At 68.0% G+C, this 17841-nt stretch carries 18 protein-coding genes and 1 riboswitch; of the genes, 8 read left to right on the forward strand and 10 right to left on the reverse strand.

Annotated elements, in window-relative coordinates:
- Window position 1 precedes the first annotated feature (1 nt).
- Window positions 2-433 carry a 50S ribosomal protein L13 gene (gene rplM / locus HFL01S_RS10560; RefSeq protein ID WP_066155189.1) on the reverse strand — a complete coding sequence of 144 codons (432 nt, stop codon included), beginning with the start codon at window positions 431-433 and terminating at the stop codon, window positions 2-4.
- 193 nt (window positions 434-626) lie between these two features.
- On the opposite strand from rplM, the gene HFL01S_RS10565 reads away from it, so the two are divergent.
- From HFL01S_RS10565 to HFL01S_RS10590, 6 genes are all read left to right on the forward strand, one after another.
- Entirely contained in the window at window positions 627-1541 is a 915-nt protein-coding gene (locus HFL01S_RS10565) for a 23S rRNA (adenine(2030)-N(6))-methyltransferase RlmJ (protein ID WP_066258146.1), read from the forward strand.
- Between the two features lie 120 nt (window positions 1542-1661).
- On the forward strand, window positions 1662-2684 hold the full coding sequence (gene paaA, locus HFL01S_RS10570) for a 1,2-phenylacetyl-CoA epoxidase subunit PaaA (RefSeq protein ID WP_066258148.1): 1023 nt from the start codon (window positions 1662-1664) through the stop codon (window positions 2682-2684).
- Complete coding sequence (gene paaB, locus HFL01S_RS10575; protein ID WP_066258150.1) at window positions 2681-2983, forward strand: 1,2-phenylacetyl-CoA epoxidase subunit PaaB; 303 nt, start codon at window positions 2681-2683, stop codon at window positions 2981-2983. Before paaA ends, paaB begins: the two co-directional genes overlap by 4 nt.
- Window positions 2983-3825: a 1,2-phenylacetyl-CoA epoxidase subunit PaaC gene (paaC, locus tag HFL01S_RS10580; RefSeq protein WP_066258151.1), complete on the forward strand. Its 843-nt coding sequence runs from the start codon at window positions 2983-2985 to the stop codon at window positions 3823-3825. The genes paaB and paaC overlap by 1 nt, the downstream gene beginning before the upstream one ends.
- Before the next feature lie 5 nt (window positions 3826-3830).
- Window positions 3831-4355 (forward strand): 1,2-phenylacetyl-CoA epoxidase subunit PaaD, encoded by a 525-nt coding sequence (paaD, locus tag HFL01S_RS10585; RefSeq protein WP_066258284.1) that lies wholly within the window; start codon window positions 3831-3833, stop codon window positions 4353-4355.
- Window positions 4356-4362: 7 nt separating this feature from the next.
- Complete coding sequence (locus tag HFL01S_RS10590; RefSeq protein WP_066258153.1) at window positions 4363-5472, forward strand: 2Fe-2S iron-sulfur cluster-binding protein; 1110 nt, start codon at window positions 4363-4365, stop codon at window positions 5470-5472.
- Window position 5473: 1 nt separating this feature from the next.
- On the opposite strand, the gene HFL01S_RS10595 is transcribed toward HFL01S_RS10590, so the two are convergent.
- The 8 genes from HFL01S_RS10595 to ahcY form a co-directional block, all read right to left on the reverse strand.
- Window positions 5474-6070, reverse strand: coding sequence for an OmpW/AlkL family protein (locus tag HFL01S_RS10595; protein WP_066258155.1), 597 nt, complete (start codon window positions 6068-6070; stop codon window positions 5474-5476).
- A 204-nt stretch (window positions 6071-6274) separates the two neighbouring features.
- Window positions 6275-7045, reverse strand: a complete 771-nt coding sequence (locus HFL01S_RS10600) for an alpha/beta hydrolase (protein ID WP_174525239.1) — start codon at window positions 7043-7045, stop codon at window positions 6275-6277.
- 13 nt (window positions 7046-7058) lie between these two features.
- Window positions 7059-8336: an O-acetylhomoserine aminocarboxypropyltransferase/cysteine synthase family protein gene (locus HFL01S_RS10605; protein ID WP_066258156.1), complete on the reverse strand. Its 1278-nt coding sequence runs from the start codon at window positions 8334-8336 to the stop codon at window positions 7059-7061.
- Window positions 8337-8370: 34 nt separating this feature from the next.
- On the reverse strand, window positions 8371-8928 hold the full coding sequence (locus HFL01S_RS10610) for a septal ring lytic transglycosylase RlpA family protein (protein WP_066258159.1): 558 nt from the start codon (window positions 8926-8928) through the stop codon (window positions 8371-8373).
- The gene (locus tag HFL01S_RS25520) at window positions 8925-11279 is read right to left on the reverse strand and encodes an autotransporter outer membrane beta-barrel domain-containing protein (RefSeq protein WP_157538837.1); all 2355 of its coding nucleotides are present in this window, start codon (window positions 11277-11279) and stop codon (window positions 8925-8927) included. Before HFL01S_RS25520 ends, HFL01S_RS10610 begins: the two co-directional genes overlap by 4 nt.
- A gap of 134 nt (window positions 11280-11413) precedes the next feature.
- The gene (gene metF / locus HFL01S_RS10620) at window positions 11414-12256 is read right to left on the reverse strand and encodes a methylenetetrahydrofolate reductase [NAD(P)H] (RefSeq protein WP_066258161.1); all 843 of its coding nucleotides are present in this window, start codon (window positions 12254-12256) and stop codon (window positions 11414-11416) included.
- The gene (locus HFL01S_RS10625; protein WP_066258165.1) at window positions 12241-13005 is read right to left on the reverse strand and encodes a TlyA family RNA methyltransferase; all 765 of its coding nucleotides are present in this window, start codon (window positions 13003-13005) and stop codon (window positions 12241-12243) included. The genes metF and HFL01S_RS10625 overlap by 16 nt, the downstream gene beginning before the upstream one ends.
- 6 nt (window positions 13006-13011) lie before the next feature.
- The gene (gene ahcY, locus HFL01S_RS10630) at window positions 13012-14445 is read right to left on the reverse strand and encodes an adenosylhomocysteinase (RefSeq protein WP_066258167.1); all 1434 of its coding nucleotides are present in this window, start codon (window positions 14443-14445) and stop codon (window positions 13012-13014) included.
- Window positions 14446-14520: 75 nt separating this feature from the next.
- Window positions 14521-14608: riboswitch (S-adenosyl-L-homocysteine riboswitch) on the reverse strand.
- 55 nt (window positions 14609-14663) lie between these two features.
- Here ahcY and HFL01S_RS10635 point away from each other — a divergent pair.
- Entirely contained in the window at window positions 14664-15476 is an 813-nt protein-coding gene (locus HFL01S_RS10635) for an HAD-IIB family hydrolase (RefSeq protein WP_066258168.1), read from the forward strand.
- The gene (locus HFL01S_RS10640; RefSeq protein WP_066258169.1) at window positions 15473-16726 is read left to right on the forward strand and encodes an MFS transporter; all 1254 of its coding nucleotides are present in this window, start codon (window positions 15473-15475) and stop codon (window positions 16724-16726) included. Before HFL01S_RS10635 ends, HFL01S_RS10640 begins: the two co-directional genes overlap by 4 nt.
- Here the strand turns inward: HFL01S_RS10640 and HFL01S_RS10645 are convergent.
- Window positions 16703-17797 carry a YeeE/YedE family protein gene (locus HFL01S_RS10645; protein ID WP_066258170.1) on the reverse strand — a complete coding sequence of 365 codons (1095 nt, stop codon included), beginning with the start codon at window positions 17795-17797 and terminating at the stop codon, window positions 16703-16705. The genes HFL01S_RS10640 and HFL01S_RS10645 overlap by 24 nt on opposite strands.
- Between the last annotated feature and the right edge of the window lie 44 nt (window positions 17798-17841).

Consider the following 17841-nt stretch of genomic DNA (forward strand, 5'->3'; position numbering starts at 1 on the left):
CTCAGATGTCCAGCACTTGCGGCTGTTGGGCGGTGTGCGGGTGCTCGGCGCCGCCGTACACCTTGAGCTTCTTGATCATGGCGTAGCCAAGAGGACCCTTGGGCAGCATGCCCTTGACGGCCTTCTCGAGTGCGCGGCCAGGGTGCTTGGCCTGCATGTCACGGAAGCTGGTGGCGTAGATACCGCCCGGGAAGCCCGAGTGACGGTAGTACATCTTGTCGGTGTTCTTGGTACCGGTCACACGCAGCTTGGCGGCGTTGATGATGACGATGAAGTCACCGGTGTCGACGTGAGGCGTGTAAATGGCCTTGTGTTTGCCGCGCAGACGGAGGGCCACTTCACTGGCGACCCGTCCGAGAACCTTGTCGGTTGCGTCAATCACAAACCACTCGTGCTTCACGTCAGCGGGCTTGGCGCTGAACGTTTTGGTCATGAGTTTTCTCTTGCGAGTTGGTTTGGCGGACCCTTTTCCACGGTCGGTCGTTCTCTGACGGAACGCTCTTAGGTGGTGTTGATGGCTTCGTCGCGGGGCCACGAAATCGCTGCGAAGCCGAGCATTGTACGATTTTTCACCACCGGCTGGCAAACCGGGCCCGCAACAGGCCGGCCGGCGCTACCATCGCCCGATGTTCAGTTACCGCCACGCCTTCCATGCCGGCAACCATGCCGACGTGCTCAAACACATCACCCTGATGGCCACCCTGCGCCACCTGATGAAGAAGGAGGCGGGCATCACCCTGGTCGATACCCACGCCGGCGCCGGCCTGTACCGGCTGGATGGCGACTACGCCGAAAAAGGCGGAGAGGCCGCAGACGGCATCGTGAAGCTGATGGCAGCAATGCGGCCCGCCACCGGCACGCCTCCCGCGTCCACCGCGGCGCTCGACGACTACCTCGACCTCATCGCAGGCTTCAACCCGGACGGACAGCTGCGTGTCTACCCGGGCTCGCCCTTCGTGATGCAGACCCTGATGCGGACCGAGTCGCGCGACCGGCTCAAGCTGTTCGAACTGCACCCGACCGACAGCCGCACGCTGAACGCCAACATCGCCCAGCTTGAAGCCGGACGCCAGATCGCGGTCGCACTGCAGGACGGTTTCGAGGGCCTCAAACCCCTGCTGCCTCCCCCGCCATCGGTGTCGGGCTCCAAGCGCGCGCTGGTGCTGATCGACCCAAGCTACGAGATCAAGAGCGACTACGCAAAAGTGAGTGCCTGCATACAGGAGTGCATCAAGCGCTTTCCAACCGGCACCTATCTGGTCTGGTACCCGATCATTCCCCGGGCCGAGGCGCACGACCTGCCGCGCAAGCTCAAGACCCTGTGCAACCACGCCAAACGCCCCTGGTTGCATGCCACGCTGAACATCAGCCACGGCCCGCTGGCCCTCGGCGAGCGGCCGGGTCTGACCGCCAGCGGCATGTTCGTGGTCAACCCGCCGCACACGCTGAAGGCAGAACTGCAGGCCACATTGCCGCTGCTGGTGACGCTGCTGGGACGTGGCCGCGGCCAGGCGCAGACCGTGGAAGCGGGCGGCGCCTGAAGCCCGGGAAACGGGGCCACGGGTAAATCCCGATCCGCATCCGACGAATTAACCAACCGATCGGTCGGTTAACTACCTATACTGCGCATCCACCCCGCTTGGCGGGTGCAGGAGACGCGCATGTACACCCAATCTTTTTCCGTCGCCGACGGCGACGCCAAGGGAGCACCCAAGGCCGGGGCGACGCCCATCCGCGCCGAAGACGCCGCGCTCCAGGCGCATTTCGACACCGTGATCGACGCCGACGGCAAGGTCGAACCGCGCGACTGGATGCCCGAGGCCTACCGCAAGACCCTGGTGCGCCAGATCAGCCAGCACGCCCACAGTGAAATCGTGGGCATGCTGCCCGAGGGCAACTGGATCAGTAGAGCGCCGAGCCTCAAGCGCAAGGCCATCCTGATCGCCAAGGTGCAGGACGAAGGCGGCCACGGGCTCTACCTCTACAGCGCCGCCGAAACCCTGGGCACCAGCCGCGACCAGATGCTGGACGCGCTGCACACGGGCAAGGCCAAGTACAGCTCCATCTTCAATTACCCGACGCTCAACTGGGCGGACGTGGGCGTGATCGGCTGGCTGGTGGACGGCGCGGCGATCATGAACCAGATCCCGCTGTGCCGCTGCAGCTATGGCCCCTATGCGCGCGCCATGATCCGCGTCTGCAAGGAAGAGAGCTTCCACCAGCGCCAGGGCTACGAGGCCCTGCTGGTGATGATGCAAGGCACCGCCGAACAGAAGGCCATGGTGCAGGACGCGGTGAACCGCTACTGGTGGAAGTGCCTGGCCATGTTCGGTCCGCCCGATGCCGACAGCCCCAACAGCGTGCAGGGCATGCGATGGGGCATCAAGCGCATCAGCAACGACGACCTGCGCCAGAAGTTCGTCGACGCCACGGTGCCGCAGGCCGAGGTGCTGGGCGTGACCCTGCCCGATCCCGACCTGAAGTGGAACGAAGAACGCGGCCACTGGGACTACGGCGCGATCGACTGGGACGAGTTCTGGGCCACCGTGAACGGCAACGGCCCGATGAACAAGGAGCGCCTGGCCACCCGCGTCAAGGCACACGAACAGGGCGCCTGGGTGCGCGAGGCCGCCCTCGCCCACGCCCGCAAGCAGCAGCAACGTCAACAGAAGGAGGCCGCATGAGCACCGCAGCACCGGCATTGAAGGAATGGCCTCTCTGGGAGGTCTTCGTCCGCAGCAAGCAGGGCCTGGAGCACAAGCACTGCGGCAGCCTGCACGCCAGCGATGCCCGCCACGCACTGCAGATGGCGCGCGACGTCTACACGCGGCGCCAGGAGGGCGTGAGCATCTGGGTCATGCCGTCGACCGCCATCACCGCCAGCGAACCTGACAGCAAGGACAGCTTCTTCGACCCGGCGGCCGACAAGGTCTACCGCCACCCGACCTTCTACGAGATCCCGGACAAAGTGGGGCACATGTGATGAAGGCGCCCGTTGACTACCTGCTGCACCTGGCCGACAACGCCCTGGTGCTGGGCCAGCGCAACGCCGAGTGGTGCGGCCACGGGCCCATCCTCGAAGAGGACCTGGCCCTGGCCAACAACAGCCTGGACCTGATCGGCCAGGCGCGCCTGCTCTACCAGCACGCGGCCGACCTGATCAACGGCGACGGCGCGCTGTCGCAGCGCTTCGCGCACCTGCAAGGCGCGCGGCAGGACGGTCGCGTGACCGAGGACACACTCGCCTACTTCCGCGACACCGCCGAGTTCCGTTGCCACACGCTGATGGAGCTGCCGCACCACGGCCCGCTGGTCGGCTACGCGGTCAGCGAGCGCGACTACGCGGTGACCATCGCGCGCAACTTCCTGGTCAGTGCCCTGATGGTGCTGCTCTGGGACGGACTGCGCGCATCCAAAGACGAGCAGCTGGCCGGCATCGCGGCCAAATCGCTCAAGGAGGTGCGCTACCACCTGCAGCACGCCAGCGACTGGCTGGTGCGCTTCGGTGACGGCACGGAAGAGTCCCACCGGCGCGCCCAGGCCGCTGTCGACCACCTGCTGCCCTACTGCGAAGCCTTCTGGCAACCCGGCCCGACCGAGCGCGCCGCGGCACAGGACGGCACCGGCGTGGACATCACAACACTGCGCGATCCCTGGAACACACTGGTGAACGAAACCCTGGCCGAGGCCACGCTGACCCGCCACGACCAGCCACACGAAGGCTACGTGGCCCAAGGCCACGTGGGCGTGCATTCCGAGCACCTTGGTTTTCTGCTGGCCGAGATGCAGAGCCTGGCGCGCGCGCACCCGACCGCGGTCTGGTGAACACCATGGGCGTGACCGCCGAATCGTCCCTGCAGACGCTCGCCCAGGCCGTCGCCCACCTGGCCGACCCGGAGATTCCGGTCATCAGCCTGGGCGAGCTGGGCATCCTGCGCGAGATCCGCTCGGGCGCCGATGGCGTGCCCGAGGTGGTCATCACGCCCACCTACAGCGGCTGCCCGGCCATGGGCCAGATCGAGGACGACATCGTCGCCGCGCTGCGCGAGGCCGGCCTGCCCGGCCGCGTGGTGACGCAGCTTTCGCCCGCCTGGACCACCGACTGGATGAGCGAGGCGGCGAAAGAGAAGCTGCGCGCCTACGGCATCGCGCCACCGCAGTGCGGCAGCACGCCCAACGCCGACACCGGCGTGCTGCAGTTCAGTCGCCACGCCGCCCGCCCGGTCGACGTGCCCTGCCCGCAATGCGGATCGCACAACACCACACAGACCGCACCGTTCGGCTCCACGGCCTGCAAGGCGATGTACCGCTGCCTGGACTGCCTGGAACCCTTCGACTACTTCAAGCCGTACTGAACACACCATGAGCACCGCCGCCCCCCGCTTCCACGACCTCACCGTTGCCCGCGTCGACCCCGAGGCGGCTGGTGCCGTCGCCGTGTCGCTGGTCATCCCCGACGCGCTGCGCGAGACCTTCGCCTTCGAACCGGGCCAGTTCCTCACCTTGCGAGCCGACATCGGTGGCCAGGACGTGCGGCGCAGCTATTCCATCAGCAGCCCGCGCAGCCGGCTGGTGAAACATGGCGAGGTCACGCTGGGCATCCGGCCCGTCGAGGGCGGTGTGTTCTCCAACTGGGCGGCCACACAACTCAAGGCGGGCGACACGCTGCGAGTGATGCCGCCGGACGGCCGCTTCACCGTGCACAAGCCGCGCGCCATCCACCGCGTGGGTTTTGCAGCGGGCTCGGGCATCACGCCCATCCTGTCCATCATGGCCAGCACGCTGGAGGAATCGCCCGACGCCAAGTTCACCCTGGTCTACGGCAACCGCCGCATGGCCAGCGTGATGTTCAACGAGGCACTGCAGGACCTCAAGGACCGTTACCCCGGCCGACTCACGCTGGTCCACGTGCTCTCGCGCCAGGCGCAGGAAGTGCCCCTGCTCGAAGGCCGCATCGACGGCGACAAGGTGCGCGAGATCATCGCCGCGCTGCTGCCGGTCGGCAGCATGGACGAGGTCTTTGTGTGTGGCCCAGAGGCCATGATCGAAGCCACTGAGAAGGCGCTGCTGGACGCCGGCGTGCGACCCGACCGCATCCACACCGAACGCTTCACTTCACCGACGCTGGAAGCGCTGCCTGCTGGCCAGCGCCAGGCCGCCGTGCTCGGTCACCCGGCCGTGCGCACCGACGGCGAGGTGGCGCTGACCGTGGTGCTCGACGGCAAGCCGCACCAGCTGCGCATGGGCAAGGACGAGCACGTGCTCGACGTGGCCCTCAACGCCGGGCTGGACCTGCCCTGGTCGTGCCGGGGCGGTGTGTGCTGCACCTGCCGCGCCAAGGTGATGGAAGGCGCGGTGACAATGGACAAGAACTTCACGCTCGAACCCTGGGAAACCGAGAAGGGCTTCGTGCTCTCCTGCCAGGCCCGGCCGACCACCAGCACCCTGGTGGTCAGCTACGACGAGCGCTGAATCAGAATTTCCAGCCCAGGCCCACGCCCACGAGCACCGGGTCGACCTTGAACTTGCCGATTTCGCTGCCACCGGCCGAGACCTTGGTGCTGATGAAGACCTTCTTCACGTCAAAGTTCAGGTAAAGATCCTTGCCCACGGGAATGTCGACGCCCGCCTGCAGCGATGCACCCACGCTGTTGCGCTTGATGTCCACGCCCGCCGGCAGGTTCACCGAACTGAAGCGGGTGTAGTTCAGGCCCGCGCCCACATAGGGCTTCACCGGGCCGGCCGGGAAGTGGTACTGGAGGCTCAGGGTCGGCGGCAGGTGCTTGAGGCTGCCGATCTCGGCGCTACCGGCCGACAGGGTGTGCTTCTGCGGCACGGTCAGGATCAGCTCGGCGGCCAGGTTGGGGCTCATGAAGTAGGTGAAGTCCACTTCTGGCAGCCACTTGTTGTTCACGGACAGGTCCAGGCCGGTGCTGTCCTTGTTGGCGCTGTTCAGGTGCACGGCGCGGGCACGGACCAGCAGGTCGCCTGCCTTGAGGTCCTGGGCCTGCACGGGGCCGGCCACCAGGGCGGAGAGGGCAGCGATGGCAATGATGTGCTTCTTCGACATGATCAACTTCTTCCTCGTCACGGGAACATTCCCGCGCGGGCATTGGAGTCGCCCGGCCTGGTCTGCCGATTGAGTCATGTCAAGGGATTGGGGCAGCGACGCATGCGATGCGCCGCTTCCGAGCAGGCGGTTGACCCAGATCAAACCGATGCAAGGACCGGCCCGCTGACACAGGTGCCGAAGCGGCTGTTGCGGTCGTCGCCCTCAGCGGGCGGCGTCGACCAAGGCCTGCGCGTAGCGCGGGCTGGCACTGATGTCGTTGTGCCCCACGCCCGGAATGACCACCAGACGCGCCACACCGGGCCCAAAGCGCGCCATCAGCGCGGCCGTGCGCTCCAGCCGGATCAGGGTGTCGTGCTCGGCCGCGATCAGGGTCGTCGGCACATCGATGCGCGCCGCCAGGGCGGCGGAGTCGAAACGGTCGCGGATCAGCCAGCGCACGGGCCACCAGGGGAACTGCTCGACCGCGACGTTCTCGATGCTGTCGTAAGGCGTGATCAGCACCAGCCTGGTCACGGCCGTCTCGCTGGCCAGGCGCACGGCCACGCCGCTGCCCAGGCTGCGCCCCACCACTTTGATGTCGGGATGCCCGCGCCGCACATGCTCGTACAGCGCGCGGGCATCGGCGTGCAAGGCAGACTCGCTGGGCTCACCCGTGCTCCGCCCGAACCCGCGGTAGTGCAGACCGTACAGCGCATGGTCCGGAAACAGGCGCATCAGTTGCGGGATGGTGGTCGAGACGTCTTCGGCGTTGCCGCCGAAATACAGCAGGGCGGGCGCGCCGGGTCGTGTGCGCGCACTGATCTGAAGGTTGGCCCCGTCCACCGGCAGCGCCAGCGATTCGCCCGCATGCCGCGCCGGCTGAGGGTGGTAGAGCATGGAGCGCTGCCACCCGTACAGCGCCCCACAGCCGGCCAGATAGAGCAGCGCCACCGCCGACAACACCCGCACCAGCACCACCTTCAGCGCACGCATCGGGCGCCGCCCCTCACACCTTCGCCAGCGCCTGCTCCAGATCGGCGATCAGGTCGTCGATGTGCTCGATGCCGATCGACAGGCGGACCATGTCGGTGCTGACCCCCGCCTTCTTCAGCTCGTCGGGGTTGAGCTGGCGGTGCGTGGTCGACGCCGGGTGGCAGGCGAGCGACTTGGCGTCGCCGATGTTGACCAGGCGGGTGAACAGCTGCAGTGCGTCCTGGAAACGCGCGCCAGCGGCAATCGCGTCGTCGGACTTCAGGCCGAAACTGATGATGCCGGAGGCGCGGCCGCCCATGTACTGCTTCACCAGCCCGTGGTCCTTGTGGTCGGGCAGGCCGGCATAGTTGACCCAGCCCACCTTGGCGTGGTTCTGCAGGTGCTGGGCCACCTTGACGGCGTTCTCGCAGATGCGGTCCATGCGAAGCGCCAGCGTCTCGATGCCCTGCAGGATCTGGAACGCGTTCATCGGCGAGAGCGCTGCGCCCATGTTGCGCAGCGGCACCACGCGGGCGCGGGCGATGTAGGCGGCCGGGCCAGGCGCCTCGGTGTAGACCACACCGTGGTAGCTCACATCGGGTTCGTTCAGGCGCTTGAAACGCGCCTTGTGCTCGGCCCAGGGGAACTTGCCGCTGTCGACGATGGCGCCGCCGATGCTGGTGCCGTGGCCACCCAGGTACTTGGTCAGCGAGTGCACCACGATGTCCGCGCCGTGTTCGAACGGACGGCACAGGTAGGGGCTGGTCACGGTGTTGTCCACGATCAGCGGCACGCCGGCCGCGTGCGCCACCTTGGCCAGCGCGCCGATGTCGGTCACGTTGCCCAGCGGGTTGCCCACCGACTCACAGTAGATGGCCTTGGTGCGTTCGTCGATCAGGGCCGCAAACGCCGCCGGGTCGCGCGGGTCGGCGAAACGCACCGTGATGCCCTGCTGCGGGAAGGTGTGGGCGAACAGGTTGTAGGTGCCGCCGTACAGCGTCGAGGCCGAGACGATGTTGTCGCCCGCCTCGGCGATGGTCTGGATCGCGTAGGTGATGGCCGCCATGCCAGAGGCCACGGCCAGCGCGCCGATGCCGCCTTCCAGCGCCGCGAGGCGGGCCTCCAGCACCCCGTTGGTGGGGTTCATGATGCGGCTGTAGATGTTGCCCGCGACCTTGAGGTCGAACAGGTCGGCACCGTGCTGGGTGTTATCGAAGGCGTAGGCCACCGTCTGGTAGATCGGCACCGCGACGGCCTTGGTGGTGGGGTCGGGCGTGTAGCCGCCGTGCACGGCGAGGGTTTCGAGTTTCATGAGGGTCTCCTTGGGGTGTTGGATGAACAGCCGGTCATTCTGGCAGCAACTCGACCTGGGTCACCCCGCGCCCCTGCAGCCCCAGCGCGCTGAACGCCGCCTGGCTCAGATCGATGACGCGCGAGCGCTTGAAAGGGCCGCGGTCGTTGATGCGGACCACCACCTCCTTGCCCGAGACCACGCTGCGCACGCGCACGCGGGAGCCGAAGGGCAGCGTCCTGTGGGCGGCAGTGAAGGCATGGCGGTCGTAGCGTTCGCCGCTGGCGGTGCGGCGGCCGTGGAACTTGCTGCCATACCAGGACGCCAGACCCTTTTCGAGAACGCCCGCGGAGTTACGGGACTCGGCCGCGCTGCGAGCCCCGTCAGCGGACCGTTCGGCGGCTGTAGACCCGGCGGGCTCCGCCACGGTGTCGGCGCTGCGGGTCGGGGGAACGGACGGTGCATCAGACGCCGCCGGTGCGGCCACAGGCAACGGTCCGTCGGCGGCCCCGGCCGGCGCCGGACCGGCGGGCGACGCGGCACAGCCCGCCAGCACCGCCACCCACACAGCCAGCAGCGAGGACGGCGCGAAGCGCCGGGCGAAGCGCTTCAAAAGCGCCAGTCCAGACGCAGGCTGACGCCCTGGTCGGTCATCTTCCCGCGCAGACTCAGGTCGTAGTGCACGCGCATTTCCAGGGCATCGCCGGCCTTGTGGACCAGCCCCAGCCCCAGCTCGGCCAGGACGCGCCGCTGCTCCGATCCCGGGGTCGAAAATACCGGGCCACCCCCGACGAACTGGGCCGATGTGCTGTCGCGACCGCCGGACAGGTCGTACCCCACGGCGGCCTGCGCCAGCAGATGGCTCTGCGCACCCAGCGGATGGCGCGCCTCCACGCCCAGCTTGGCGACCAGTTCCTCCGCCTTCTGGGCGGCGACCCGCAGGTCGAGCGCCCCGGCCCCTGTTTCGGTGTAGGCGTTGCTGCGCGCGCGGCGCCAGTCGAGACCGACCGACGGGGTGACCGAGGTCGTGGCCACGGTCATGGGGCGCCCCATGCTCAGCCCCAGGTGCGAGGCATGGCCGCGGTAGCTGGCCTTGGCCGACCGCCCGATGAACCCCAGGTTGCGCGCGGACTTGACCGAGCTGCGCGTGGCGTCGGCCTGCCATTGCAGGCGCCATGCGGAGAGATCGTAGGAACCGTAGCCCAGCAGCTGGACACTTTCCAGGTCGCTGCGGTGCGCCTGCGCGAAGTCACGGCCTTCCACGCGGCCATCCAGGTAAGCCAGTCCGAAGCCCAGGGTGCTGCCGGACACCATCGAGGCTTGGTAACCGCCCGCCAGACCTTGTGTGCGCACCCGGTAGCCGCTGGCCTGGCGGTAGCGGTCCTGATCAACCCGGTGGTTCAACGGCTGGACCCAGAGACCCGTGCCGGACTTCGCTGCGGCCCCATCGGACCCGCTACCGGCCTGCTGCCCGACCACGGCCGAGCCGGTGCTCGACACATGCGCCAGCAGGGCCTGGGCCGCGTTGCCATGCATGGAGGGCATGGCCTGTCCCACGGCCCGCGCCACCGATGCATCGTCGGGCAGTCGTCCCAGGGCCGTCACCACGGCATCCCAGTCGGTGCCCGTGCGACCGCCGCGGATGTAGCCATCCAGCACCTGGGCGGTCGGCACCCCGTTGATCAGGCCCGCCTGGATGGTCGCCGGCACGATGCCCCGCCCGGGGGTGGGGGGCGCAGGCGCAGGCGTGGGCTCGGGCGCCGCGCCACCGCCACCCGGAGAGGGCGCAGGTGCGGGTGCTGGAGCCGGGGGAGGCGCAGGAGGCGGGGGCGCGCCCGCGGCATCGACAAGCAGGTTCACCTGGTTGCCACTGGTCTGCGACCGGAAGTTGAACAAGGCGCTGTTGTCAGACACATTCGTGGCCGAAGCGGCGTTGGTCAGAGTGCCTCCGGCGGTCAGTACCCCCTCCAGCGTGTCGCCTGCGGCCAGGGTGTTCGTGCCATTGACATCCATCACGAACGTGGCGCTGGGCTGCAGGTTCACGTCGCCAGACACTGTCAGACGCCCGAAACTGGAAGAACTGCTGACCCCCAGGCGCAGGGCCCCGGACTGGGTGTAGTGGCCTGTGATCTGGGCGTGGACGCCCTCCGGCACATGCAGGGTGCCAGCGTTGCTGAAAGCGTCCGACGTGAGGGAGAAGGCCTGGATGACATGGAAAGAGGACCCGATCACCAGGCGTGCGCCCGACTGGATGCGGAACACGTTGGACCTGAAGGTGTTTTCGGTGGTGAAGACAGCGCCAGACACAACATTGACGGAGCCGTTCGTGCCCACAACATTGACCGGCCCCGTGATGCGCGCCGCGCTACCGCTCAGATTCAGCGTGGTGTTGCCGGTCCGGATCCCGCCCAGAATGTGCCCCGCATTGTTGAGTGTGCCAAGCGTGCCGTACGACTCAATGGCGTTGATGCTTCCTGTCCCGGCCTGGATCTCGGCGCCCGCCTCGTTGTTCAGGACGTTGATCGTGCCGGTGCTGTACACGCCCAGGGCAAACGGCCCCGCGCCGATGCGACCGCGGTTGGTGACTTCGGTGATCGTCCCGGCATTCCACAAGCCGTCGGACGGGTTGCCGATGATGTCGCCGTCGTTGATGATTTGAATGCCAGTGTTCCCTGCCTCGACCCGCACTCCCACGACCGTACTTCCTCCGTCGCCGGTGATGCTGCCTGTGCCGGTGACCGAAAGCGAGTCTCCGGTTTGCAGCTGGCATTCACCGACACGAGCATCCGCCACCGTGATCGCACCCGACCCGACACACGAACCGGTGCCGGCCAGCGCGGTCGTGGCTGGCAGACCCACCGCCAGGACGGAGGCTGTGGCGAGCCCGGTGGCTGCCTGACGAAGATCGCGGCGCCTGGCGCGCGCGTTGCCGGACTGGGAAGAATGTGCTGGCTTGTTTTTCATGTGGGGCCCCTGGATGAAGTCGGCGCTGAAGGGGCGTCGGCATCGCCGGCCCTCAAGCAATGGGTATTATCTTCTTACACCCACGGGCCAATTTTCCCCTGATCCAGGGGCCACATGAACGGTCTTGGCGGGTGTCAGTGGTGAGGCTGTTGCCCCGCCAGCCGCCGCACGATCTCCAGCGTCGCCACGCTCTGGTTCATGGTGTAAAAGTGCAGCGCGGGCACACCGGCGCTGCGCAGCCGCTCGCACAGGTCGGTCACCACGTCCAGCCCGAAGGCCTTGATGGAATCGATGTCGTCGCCGAAGGCCTGCAGGCGCAGCCGGATCCAGCGCGGGATCTCGGCGCCGCAGGCGTCCGAGAACCGCAGCAGCTGCGAGGAACTGGTGATGGGCATGATCCCGGGCACCACCGGCACATCGGCACCGCGGCGGCGCGCCTCGTCCACGAAACGGAAATAGGCGTCGGCGCTGTAGAAGTACTGCGTGATAGCCGAGTCGGCCCCCGCCTTCACCTTGGTCACATACGCCTGCAGGTCGGCCTCGGGCGACTTGGCCTGCGGGTGGATCTCGGGGTAGGCGGCCACCTCGATGTGGAAGTCGCGCCCGGTCTCCTCGCGGATGAAGGCCACCAGATCGCTCGCATGCTGGAATTCGCCGCCCAGGCCGTAGCCGCTGGGCAGGTCGCCGCGCAGCGCCACCAGGCGCCGCACACCCATGGCCTTGAGCGTGGCCAGCTGCTCGCGCACGCCGGCCTTGGTGGCGCCGATGCACGAGAAGTGCGAGGCCGCGTCCACGCCTTCGGCCAGGATTTCCTGCACGGTGTCGAAGGTGCCCTTCTGGGTGGAGCCACCGGCGCCATAGGTCACCGAACAGAACTCGGGCTGCAGCGCGTACAGCTTCTGGCGCACCACGCGCAGCTTCTCGGCGCCCTCGGGCGTCTTGGGCGGAAAGAATTCAAAACTCAGGGGCAGGCCCATACGAAGAACTCCCGGTTGCCATCACCGCCGGTGATGGCGCTTTCAAAATAGTCCCGCAGGCGCAGGCCGTTGCTCTCGCAGGCCTGTGCGATGCGTTGTTGCACGAGCGGATAGCTCGCGGTGCTTTTCACCAGCCCGCCCTTGCCGATGTGCTCGGGCTGCAGTTCGAACTGCGGCTTGACCAGCATCAGCAGGCCTTTGCCGTCGCGCCGCAACAGCGGCACGAGGGCCGGCCACACCAGGGTCTGCGATATGAAGGACAGGTCGCCGACGACCAGGTCGAAGGGCGCGGCCGCCGCCTCGCCGCCCTCGGTCACCAGCTGCTGCGCCGTCAGCTCGCGCGCGTTGCACTTCTCGATGCAGACCACACGCGGGTCGCTGCGCAGCCGCGGGTGCAGCTGGCCCTGGCCCACGTCCACGCCCACCACCTTCGTGGCGCCGTGCTGCAGAAGACAGTCGGTGAAACCACCGCTGCTCTGCCCTACGTCGAGGCAACGCAGGCCGGTCACGTCGATGCCGCAATGCGCGAGCGCGCCGTCGAGCTTGAGACCACCACGCGAGACGAAACGCGACTCGGCCGTGTCCAGCAGCTGCAGCTCCGCGGTCTCGCGCAGCTCCTCGCCGTTCTTGACCACGGCCTTCCAGTCGCCGCCCGGCAGCCGCCAGCGCACGCCCGCGGCGATCAGCCGCTGGGCCTGCGAACGCGACGCGGCCAGCCCTCGCTCGACGAGCAACTGGTCAGCGCGCATCGGCGATCAGTACCGATAGGTGTCCGGCTTGTACGGGCCGTTCTTCGGCACGCCGATGTAGGCGGCCTGCTCGTCGCTCAGCTCGGTCAGCATGGCGCCGACCTTTTTCAGGTGCAGGCGTGCGACCTTCTCGTCCAGGTGCTTGGGCAGCACATAGACCTTGCCCACGTCGTAGCCCTCGGGGTGGGTGAACAGCTCGATCTGCGCGATGGTCTGGTTGGCAAACGAGTTGGACATCACGAAGCTGGGGTGGCCCGTGCCGCAACCCAGGTTCACCAGACGGCCCTTGGCCAGCAGGATGATGCGCTTGCCGTCCGGGAAGATCACGTGATCGACCTGAGGCTTGATCTCTTCCCACTGGCACTTCTCTTCCAGCTTGGCGACCTGGATCTCGTTGTCGAAGTGGCCGATGTTGCAGACAATGGACTGGTCCTTCATCGCGGCCATGTGCTCGTAGGTGATCACGTCGCGGTTGCCGGTGGTGGTCACGAAGATGTCGGCCTTGTCGGCCGCCCATTCCATGGTGACGACCTTGAAACCTTCCATCGCGGCCTGCAGGGCGTTGATGGGGTCGATCTCGGTCACCCACACCTGGGCGCTCAGGGCGCGCAGGGCCTGGGCCGAGCCCTTGCCCACGTCACCGTAACCGGCCACCACAGCGACCTTGCCGGCGATCATCACGTCGGTGGCGCGCTTGATGCCGTCCACCAGCGATTCGCGGCAGCCGTACAGGTTGTCGAACTTGGACTTGGTCACCGAGTCGTTCACGTTGATGGCACGGAACATCAGCGTGCCCTTGGCCGACATTTCCTTGAGGCGGTGCACCCCGGTGGTGGTCTCTTCGGTCACGCCCAGGATCTGCGCGCTCTTGCGGCTGTACCAGGTGCCGTCCTCGGCCAGCTTGGCCTTGATGGCGGCGAACAGGATGCGCTCTTCCTCGCTGCCGGGGTTGGCCAGCACCGACAGGTCCTTCTCGGCGCGCTTGCCCAGGTGCATCAGCAGCGTGGCGTCACCGCCGTCGTCCAGGATCATGTTCGGGCCTTCGCCTTCGCTGCCCTTGGGGCCGAAGTCGAAGATGCGGTGGGTGTAGTCCCAGTAGTCGACCAGGGTCTCGCCCTTGACGGCAAACACCGGCGTACCGGCGGCGGCGATGGCGGCAGCGGCGTGGTCCTGGGTGGAGAAGATGTTGCACGAAGCCCAGCGCACGTCGGCGCCCAGGGCCTTGAGGGTCTCGATCAGCACCGCTGTCTGGATGGTCATGTGCAGCGAGCCGGTGATGCGCGCGCCCTTGAGCGGTTGCGCCTTGGCGAACTCTTCGCGGATGGCCATCAGGCCAGGCATCTCGGTTTCGGCGATGCGGATTTCTTTGCGGCCCCAGTCGGCCAGGCCGATGTCGGCGATGACGCAGTCGGTGGCGACGGCGGGAATGCGTGCGTTCATGGTTCGCTCCATTGAAGGTTGATGAACCACTTCACGGGCGACAAGAGGGCAAAAAAAAGCCCATCGCACCGCAGAAGTGGATGAGCGTCGTTGCATGGATGTCCGAGCCTCACGAACCGCGCCGACCGGGGGTCGGGGGTGCGCTGCAACGCTCCTCGGATGGCCGCAATTCTACCGCAGGCGCCGATTTTGGGCATCTGCGAAACTGGCGGGCCTTTATGACCCATTCCCTGCTTTCCGACTGGCCGCTGGCCGAGCGCGCGCGCATTCACGGCGTGCTGACCGACATCGACGACACCCTGACCACCGACGGCGCCATCACGCCCGACGCGCTGGCCGCGCTGGCGGCCCTGCGCGCCGCGGGCCTGCCGGTGTTCGCCATCACCGGGCGGCCCGCGGGCTGGAGCGAGCCGTTTGCACTGGCCTGGCCGGTGGACGCCATCGTGGCGGAGAACGGTGCGGTGGCGCTCTGGCGCGGCGCCGACGGTTCGCTGCAGAAGGACTGGCTGCAGGACGAGGCCACCCGCAGCGCCAACTTCGCCCGCCTGCAGGCGGTGGCGCAGCGGGTGCTGGCCGAGCTGCCGCACGCCCGCCTGTCCCAGGACAGCCCGGGGCGCGAGACCGACATCGCCATCGACCACAGCGAGTTCGCCCAACTGCACGAGGTCGACATCCAGCGCGTGGTGGCGCTGATGCGCGAAGGCGGCCTGAACGCCACCGTCAGCTCCATCCACATCAACGGCTGGATCGGCGAGCACCACAAGCTCGAAGGCGCGCGCTGGATCGTGCGCCAGCGGCTGGGCCGCGCCCTCGACGCCGAACTCGACCGCTGGGTCTATGTCGGCGACTCGACCAACGACGCGCTCATGTTCGGCCACTTCCCGCACAGCGTGGGCGTGGCCAACGTCGCGCGCTTCTGGGACAAGCTGGCGCAGCGTCCGCGCTATGTGACTCAGTGCGAACGCGGCGCCGGCTTTGCCGAGGTGGCCCACACGCTACTGTTGGCGCGCCAGGAAGGCGCCGGCGCATGAGCGGCCCGCTGCAGCCACCGCTGTCCACAGCCTCAACGACCGCGCCACCCGCGCTGGCCCGTCGAGGGCTCTGGGCCATCTTCGTCGCCACCTTCTGCGAACTGGTGGGCTACTTCATGCTCATGCCCTGGCTGCTGCTGCAGCTCAAGGACGGCGGCGAGTCCACCGCGCTGGCGGGGCTGTTCGCGGCCAGCGGCTGGGTGGGCGTGTTCTTCATGACACCGTTCGCCTCGGCCATCACCCAGCGACTGGGCCGGCGGCCCACGCTGTGGCTGTCGGCGCTCATACCCGTGGTCTCCACCACCGGCTTCCTGCTCACCGACGCCCTGCCGGTCTGGTTCGCCTGCGAGTTCATCGCCGGCGCCGCCTCCGGCCTGCGCTGGGTGCTGGCCGAGGCGGTGGTGGCCGAGTTCGCGCCACCCCATCAGCGAGGGCGCATGGTGGGTCTGTTCGAGACCATGGTCGGCACCACCTTCGTGATCGGCCCGGCCTTGCTCGCGCTGGTGGGCCCCACCAGCCCGGTGGCGCTGTGGATCGTGCTGGGCTTTCTGGTGCTGGGCCTGCTGGGCAGCTTCTGGATTCCGCGCCTGCCACCAGCTGCCGACGCGCACGAGGCGCGCGTGGGCCTGCACGGTGTCTGGCACGCGCTGCGCGCGCACCCGCTGATCATGACGGTCGGCTTCGTCGGTGGCTTCTTCGAAAGCGGCCTGACCTCCATCCTGCCGCTCTACGGTCTGGCGCTGGGCATGGGGGCGGCAGCGGCGGCGCTGCTGGTGTCGGCCAGCGGCCTGGGCAGCGCGCTGATGATGCTGCCCGCCGGCATGGCGGCCGACCGGCCCTCGCTGCAGCAGCGCCACGGCGGCGAACACGGCGCCCGGGCGCTGATCCTGCATGGCTGCGCCCTGATCACCCTGCTGGCCACCGTGCTGATCCCCTTCGTGGCCGGCGCCCCCTGGCTGGCGGCGGCGGTGGCCTTCGTCTGGGGCGGCGCGGGCGGCAGCCTGTACACGCTTGCCATGATCGACATCGGCTCGCGCGAAGAAGGCATCACCCTGGTCAACAGCACCGCCGTGCTGGTGCTGTCGTACACGCTGGGCGGCGTGCTGGCGCCCGCGCTGGGCGCTGCCATGCTGGACTGGGCGCCGGTGATCGGCTTCCCGGCGCTGCTGCTGGCCGTGGCCGGGCCCGGCTGGTGGCTGCTGCGGCGCGAGCACCGCCGCCTGCGTTCAAGGCGCCGCGGCGGCGCCTGACGGTGTCTCGGCGGGAGCGGCCGGCCGGGGACGGTCCAGCACCCGGTCGGCCAGGCCGCCGCCGACCCACATGCCCGCCAGCGTGAGCCAGGCGGTGACCGCGAAGATGGCGCCGCCGGTCATGCCCGCGCCCACCGCGCAACCGCCGGCCAGCATGGAGCCAAAGCCCATGAGCACGGCGCCGACGATGTAGCGCGGCATGGTGTAGCCACCGCCGAAGCCTTCGAGTTTCCAGTCGCCCCCCACCAGCGCACCGATCAGCGAGCCCAGGAACACACCCGGCATCAGGCCCAGGTCGAAGTTCCAGGGCTCGTCCGGGTTGCTCAGCACGCGCATCAGCCACTCGGCCGAGGGTCCGCTGAAGGTCATGCCCTGCACCTGCACCGGTTCAAAGGAATGCGCCAGCACCTGGTAAGTGAACAACCAGGCCAGGGCCACCGCCAGGCCGGTGCCGATGCCGCCCAGCCATTTCCATACGCCCCAGCCGCTGTAGTAAGCGAAGAAGCCCGCGGTCACCATCCACACCGAACCAAACGCCAGGCCGTCGTTCGGCCCCACGCCGACCAGGGCCAGCAGGCTGCGCGCCGGCCCGCCATCGACCACCCACAGCCCGGCGATCGTTTCGCGCCAGGGCGCCAGCACGCCAGCCAGAGAGGCTTGCGCCGTGACCGCGAAGATCAGCCCCGACAGCAGCGCACGCAGGTTGCCGTTGGCCGAGAGCACCAGCAGGCGGCTGGCGCAGCCGCGCGTCATGACCATGCCCACACCGAAGATCAGGCCGCCGATCAGCGCGCCCGAGAGGCTGCCCCTGGATGAGAGCTGGCGCGCCGTGCCCACATCGAGCAGACCCGACACCACGAACAGCTGCACCGCCACCACCGCGGTGGAAAACGCCAGCAGCCACACCGCGAGCTTCTCGCCGAACCGGCCGTGCCAGAACTCGATGACCGCCGCGCGCAGGCAGAACTTCGAGCGCTGCGCAAAAAAGCCGAACAGCAGCCCGCTGAGCAGGCCGCCCACCAGCAGCACACGGGGCTCTCCGTAGTGTTCGATCCAGCCGGTCCAGTCCATTGCGACACTCCATTCGCACATTTGCAACAACTGATATTACGCCG

This window comes from Hydrogenophaga flava NBRC 102514, assembly GCF_001571145.1.
Classification (GTDB): Bacteria; Pseudomonadota; Gammaproteobacteria; order Burkholderiales; family Burkholderiaceae_C; genus Hydrogenophaga; species Hydrogenophaga flava.

Bases quoted from the DNA above. Each gene is read 5' to 3' on its own strand.
- rplM (WP_066155189.1), bottom strand. From the start codon at position 433: ATGACCAAAACGTTCAGCGCCAAGCCCGCTGACGTGAAGCACGAGTGG.
- HFL01S_RS10565 (WP_066258146.1), top strand. From the start codon at position 627: ATGTTCAGTTACCGCCACGCCTTCCATGCCGGCAACCATGCCGACGTG.
- paaA (WP_066258148.1), top strand. From the start codon at position 1,662: ATGTACACCCAATCTTTTTCCGTCGCCGACGGCGACGCCAAGGGAGCA.
- paaB (WP_066258150.1), top strand. From the start codon at position 2,681: ATGAGCACCGCAGCACCGGCATTGAAGGAATGGCCTCTCTGGGAGGTC.
- paaC (WP_066258151.1), top strand. From the start codon at position 2,983: ATGAAGGCGCCCGTTGACTACCTGCTGCACCTGGCCGACAACGCCCTG.
- paaD (WP_066258284.1), top strand. From the start codon at position 3,831: ATGGGCGTGACCGCCGAATCGTCCCTGCAGACGCTCGCCCAGGCCGTC.
- HFL01S_RS10590 (WP_066258153.1), top strand. From the start codon at position 4,363: ATGAGCACCGCCGCCCCCCGCTTCCACGACCTCACCGTTGCCCGCGTC.
- HFL01S_RS10595 (WP_066258155.1), bottom strand. From the start codon at position 6,070: ATGTCGAAGAAGCACATCATTGCCATCGCTGCCCTCTCCGCCCTGGTG.
- HFL01S_RS10600 (WP_174525239.1), bottom strand. From the start codon at position 7,045: ATGCGTGCGCTGAAGGTGGTGCTGGTGCGGGTGTTGTCGGCGGTGGCG.
- HFL01S_RS10605 (WP_066258156.1), bottom strand. From the start codon at position 8,336: ATGAAACTCGAAACCCTCGCCGTGCACGGCGGCTACACGCCCGACCCC.
- HFL01S_RS25520 (WP_157538837.1), bottom strand. From the start codon at position 11,279: ATGAAAAACAAGCCAGCACATTCTTCCCAGTCCGGCAACGCGCGCGCC.
- metF (WP_066258161.1), bottom strand. From the start codon at position 12,256: ATGGGCCTGCCCCTGAGTTTTGAATTCTTTCCGCCCAAGACGCCCGAG.
- HFL01S_RS10625 (WP_066258165.1), bottom strand. From the start codon at position 13,005: ATGCGCGCTGACCAGTTGCTCGTCGAGCGAGGGCTGGCCGCGTCGCGT.
- ahcY (WP_066258167.1), bottom strand. From the start codon at position 14,445: ATGAACGCACGCATTCCCGCCGTCGCCACCGACTGCGTCATCGCCGAC.
- HFL01S_RS10635 (WP_066258168.1), top strand. From the start codon at position 14,664: ATGACCCATTCCCTGCTTTCCGACTGGCCGCTGGCCGAGCGCGCGCGC.
- HFL01S_RS10640 (WP_066258169.1), top strand. From the start codon at position 15,473: ATGAGCGGCCCGCTGCAGCCACCGCTGTCCACAGCCTCAACGACCGCG.
- HFL01S_RS10645 (WP_066258170.1), bottom strand. From the start codon at position 17,797: ATGGACTGGACCGGCTGGATCGAACACTACGGAGAGCCCCGTGTGCTG.